Annotated in this window: 4 protein-coding genes; all 4 read left to right on the top strand. The window is 68.9% G+C overall.

The annotated features are described in order from the left end of the window. On the top strand, nucleotides 1-846 hold an 846-nt coding region (locus ACM2XV_RS12530), incomplete at its 5' end, for a carbohydrate ABC transporter permease (RefSeq protein WP_487027161.1). After that, nucleotides 846-1,721: a carbohydrate ABC transporter permease gene (locus ACM2XV_RS12535; protein ID WP_487027162.1), complete on the top strand. Its 876-nt coding sequence runs from the start codon at nucleotides 846-848 to the stop codon at nucleotides 1,719-1,721. The genes ACM2XV_RS12530 and ACM2XV_RS12535, both read left to right, overlap by 1 nt. 29 nt (nucleotides 1,722-1,750) lie before the next feature. Next, nucleotides 1,751-3,091, top strand: coding sequence for an ABC transporter substrate-binding protein (locus ACM2XV_RS12540; RefSeq protein WP_487027163.1), 1,341 nt, complete (start codon nucleotides 1,751-1,753; stop codon nucleotides 3,089-3,091). A gap of 37 nt (nucleotides 3,092-3,128) precedes the next feature. Then, nucleotides 3,129-4,619, top strand: a complete 1,491-nt coding sequence (locus tag ACM2XV_RS12545; protein WP_487027164.1) for an MFS transporter — start codon at nucleotides 3,129-3,131, stop codon at nucleotides 4,617-4,619. Nucleotides 4,620-4,697 lie beyond the last annotated feature (78 nt).

Consider the following 4,697-nt stretch of genomic DNA (forward strand, 5'->3'; position numbering starts at 1 on the left):
GCCGGCTACCTGCACGTCGCGCCCAGCCTCGTCGGGGTGACGCTGTTCCTGCTGGTTCCAATCGTCGTCGTCATCTGGCTGAGCTTCGAGCACTGGAACCTGCTGGGCACGGCCAGCTTCACCGGGCTGGCGAACTGGCGCGCGGTGTTCGCCGACGGCCGGTTCGTGCGCTCGCTTGGAATCACCCTGCTGTTCGTCGTCGTCTCGCTGCCACTGCAGGTCGTGCTCGGGCTCGTGCTGGGTCTCTGCCTCGAGCGCCGCCTGCCGGGCACCGGGGTGTTCCGCGTCATCCTGATGCTGCCGTGGGTGTGTGCGCCGCTCACCCTCGGCGTGGTGTGGAAATGGATCTTCACGCCCGACGGTGGCGTGCTCAACGCCCTCACCGGCCACCGCGTCGAGTGGCTGTCGAACCCCGCGCTGGTGCTGCCGTCGATTATCGCCGTCTACCTCTGGTCGGGCGTCGGCTACACCTCGCTGTTCTTCTCGGCCGGTCTGAGTTCGATTCCCCAGACCGTTCTCGAGGCGGCCCGCCTCGACGGCGCGGGCGCGTGGGCGACGCTGCTGCGGGTGCGGCTGCCGTTAATCCGCCCCACCTTCTTCTTCGTCATCGTGACGGGGCTCATCTCGTCATTCCAGCTCTTCGACCTGGCATACGCCCTCGCGCCGAACGGCGGCCCGCAGGGCGCGGCGGACCTCGTCGCCGGGCGCATCTACTACGAGGCGTTCCAATCGCTCGACTTCGGGAAGGCCGCGGTGATGGCGCTCGTGCTGTTCGCCGTGATCGCCGCGGCCACCCTCGCCCAGCAGCTGTACTTCCGCCGCCGCACTGTCTACGAGATCGACTGATGGCACGCCCCGCACGCCCGATACGCCCCGCACGCCCCGCACGCTCGCGAAGCTCGCTTCGGCTGCTCGATGCCGGCGCCTATGTGCTGCTCACGCTCTCGGCGGTGGTCGTCCTCTGCCCGCTGCTGCTCAGCCTGCTCACCTCGCTGCGGTCGCCCGCGGACCTGGCGCGCGTGGGGGTGCTGCGCTTCCCGCGCGAGCTCACGCTGCAGAACTACGTCGACCTGCTCACCGTCAACCCGGGCTTCCGAACGGCGATCTGGGTCACGCTGCTCGTCACCGTCGTCATCGTGGCAACCCAGGTAACGGCATCCGTGCTCGCCGCCTACGCGTTCGCCCGCATCCGGTTCCCCGGCCGCGAACTGCTGTTCTGGACGTTCCTCGGAACGCTGATGGTGCCCGCGATCGTCACCATGATCCCGCTGTATCTGATGTTCGCCAGGGCGCACCTGATCAACACATTCTGGGGCATCACGCTGCCGACGATGCTCGCCTCGCCGTATGCGGTGTTCCTGCTGCGCCAGCACTTCCTGCGCGTGCCGCGGGACGTCCTCGACGCCGCGCGGATCGACGGCGCCGGCCACGGGCGGCTGCTGTGGACGATCGTGGTGCCGCTCAGCCGCCCCATCATCACGACCCTCGCTGTGATCACGATCGTCGCGCACTGGAACTCGTTCCTCTGGCCGCTCATCGTGACCAACGGGGCGGACTGGCAGCTGCTCACCGTGGCGACCGCCAATCTGCAGAGCCAGTACAGCGCCAACTGGACCCTCGTAACGGCGGCAACCACCGTGTCGCTGCTGCCGCTCATCGCGCTCTTCATCGTCTTCCAACGCCACATCACCGACTCCCTGGCGATCCAGGGGACCGATTGACCCATCCATGCACCGATCGGAGATCACCAATGTTCAGCACTCGTACCCGTCGCGCCCTCTCCGGCCTGGTCGCGGCGTCCCTGGCCGGGCTCGCGCTCTCCGCGTGCTCCTCCACCGGCTCCACGTCGTCTGGCACCAGCACGGTGTCGTTCGCGATCTGGAGCGACCCCGTCGTCTCTAAGGCCTACGAGAAGTCCTTCGCCGAATTCGAGAAGAAGAACCCGGGGGTCAAGGTCCAGCTGCAGCAGATCCCGTGGGCGAACTACTGGACGAAGCTGCAGAGCGGGCTCGCCGCGGGCAGCGGTCCCGACATCTTCTGGACGAACGCCTACTACTTCGCCCCGTACGCCGACGAGGGCGACCTCGTCGATGTCGGCAAGAAGCTCTCGAGCGAGGTGCCCGACTGGCAGCAGACCGCCGTCACGCAGTACACGCGCAAGGGCGAGCTCTGGGGCGTTCCGCAGCTGGTCGATGGCGGCAAGGTCCTCTACTACAACAAGGATCTGGTCGAGAAAGCGGGCGTCGACGTCAGTGATCTGAGCTGGAACCCCGACGACCCGTCGAAGGACACCTTCCTCAAGGCGGTCGAGAAGCTGACCATCGACAAGAACGGCAAAACCGCGGACGAAGCAGGCTTCGACCCCGAGCACATCTCGCAATACGGGTTCAACTCCGCCTACGACTTCGACGACATCATCGGCAACTTCGTCGGCTCGAACGGAGGGAAGTATCAGGACGACGGCAAGTACACCTTCGCGAGCGACCAGAAGGCGGCCGAAGCCATCAAGTACACGGTCGATCTGATCAACAAGTACCACGTCGCGCCGTCGGCGTCCGACACGAACACCAACGGTGACTATGCCCTCGGCGCCTTCACCTCGGGCAAGCTCGCGGTGTTCGAAGGCGGATCCAACAGCCTCGCCACGATCGCAGCCGCGAAGGGCTTGAACTGGGCCGCAGCGGAGATTCCCGCGGGGCCGGCGGGCACAATCCCCGTCACCAACAGCATCATCGCGGCCGGAAACGCCAAGGCGAAGAATCAAGCAGCGATCGAGAAGGTCCTCGCGTGGGTCGGCAGCGCAGACGGAAGCAAGGCGCTCGGCGCCTCCGGGGGCCTGATCCCCGCCGTGACGGCCGCCCAGCAGAGCTACCTCGACTACTGGAAGTCGCAGGGCTTCGACGCCTCAATCATCACGAACGGCACCAAGTCCGGCGTGCTGGACAACCCCATCGTGCCCAATGCGGCCGCGGCATCCGCCGATCTCAGCACGGCGTTCCAGGCGATCTATCTCGGTCAGGGAGGCAGCTTCGACTCGGCGTTGACGGCAGCCCAGAAGAAGGCCAACGCCGAGCTCTCCGCGGGCGACTGAGGTGGCGCGCGCTCAGCCTCTCGCCCTGCTCGCGTGCATGCTCGCGGGGTTCGCGACGCTCACCGACCAGGGCGTCGTGAACTACGCCTTGCCGTCGCTCGCCACCTCGCTGCACGCGAGCACCGACCAGGTGCAGTGGTTCCTGTCGGTCTACTCGCTCACCTTCGGCATCGGGCTCGTGCCCGGCGGCCGGCTCGGCGACGCGCACGGGCGGCGCGGACTGTTCCTGCTCGGGCTCGGACTGTTCCTCGCCGGCTCGGTCGTCACGGTCGCGTCGCCCGCGATCGGCTTCGCGATCGCCGGCCGCTGCGTGCAGGGCTTCGGCGCGGGGCTGATCAGCGCGCAGGTGCTCGGCATCATCCAGGATCTGTTCGCCGGTCGCGCCCGCGTCGCCGCGCTCTCCGGCTACAGCATCGCGGCCTCGGCCTCGGCGATCATCGGGCCGCTGACCGCCGGGGGAGTGCTCTCGGTCGCGGGCGACAGTGCCGCGGGCGAGGCCGTCGCCTGGCGGGCGGTGCTGACCATCAGCATGCCGTTCGTCATCACGACCGGCGTGCTCGCGGCGCTGTTCGTGCCGCGCACGCGGCCGGTGGCCCGCCCCCGCGGGCTCGACGCCCTCGGCATCGCCCTCACCGCGGGCATCGTGCTGCTGAGTACGGTTCCCGTCGTGTCGCAGCTGCCGCGGCAGGCATCCGTCGGCATCTTCGTGCTCGTCGCCGCGCTGGTCGCCGTCACGTTCTGGTGGGAGCGGCGACTCGCGCGCTGCGGCGGCACGCCGCTGTTCGCGCCCGCCCTCGTGCGCTCGGGCGGCTTCATCTCGGGCAACGTGGTCGCGCTGCTCTGGTTCGGCGCGGCCGGCGCGCAGGGCTCGATCATCACGGTCTTCCTGTTGCAGGGCTATCGGATGCCTGGGCTGTTGGTCGCCTGCCTGATGATCCCCGGCTCCCTCGCCCGCATCCTCGGCTCGAGCCTGAGCGCCCGCATGCACGATCTGTTCGCGGCCTGGGCTCTCCCGGGCGCGCTCGCGATCGAGGCCGCCGCCGCGGTGGTGCTCGTGCCCGTCGTCGGTTCGCCGCGCGGTGCATGGGTGATCGCCGTGCTCGTCGCGGTGCAGCTCGTGATGGGCTTCGGCTCTGGGGTGTTCGAGCCCCTCATCAGGGCGCGCACGCTGTCGTTCGTCGCGCCCACCGACTACGGCCTCGGCGCCTCGTTCCTGCAGCTCACCCAGCGGCTCTCGGCGACGTTCTGCATCGCGCTGGTGACGGGCATCGCCTTCGCCGGCGGGGTCGACGCCGTCGGCCCGGCCACGCTGCGCGCCGGCGTCGGTGTCACGGCGGGGCTGCTGGTGGTCGCGCTCGCCGAGTCGGTGCGCGCGACCGTGGCTGCCGGGCGCCGCTCGGCGGTTGGCCGCCCCCGCGGTCGCGCTGCTCAGATCCTCTCGACGCCACTCGGATCCGAGCAGCGTGAAGAGGATCTGAGCAGCGCAAGCAGCGGCACGCGCACGCCACCCCGTGTTACGCCGCGTTGAGCAGTGTGTCCCGCGAGGTAACAGAAGCTGTGCCCGGCCGGCCGCCGACCTAGCGTCGGCACATGACTCCCACCCCAT

The sequence above is a fragment of the Gryllotalpicola sp. CP2-P1 genome, from assembly GCF_057512245.1.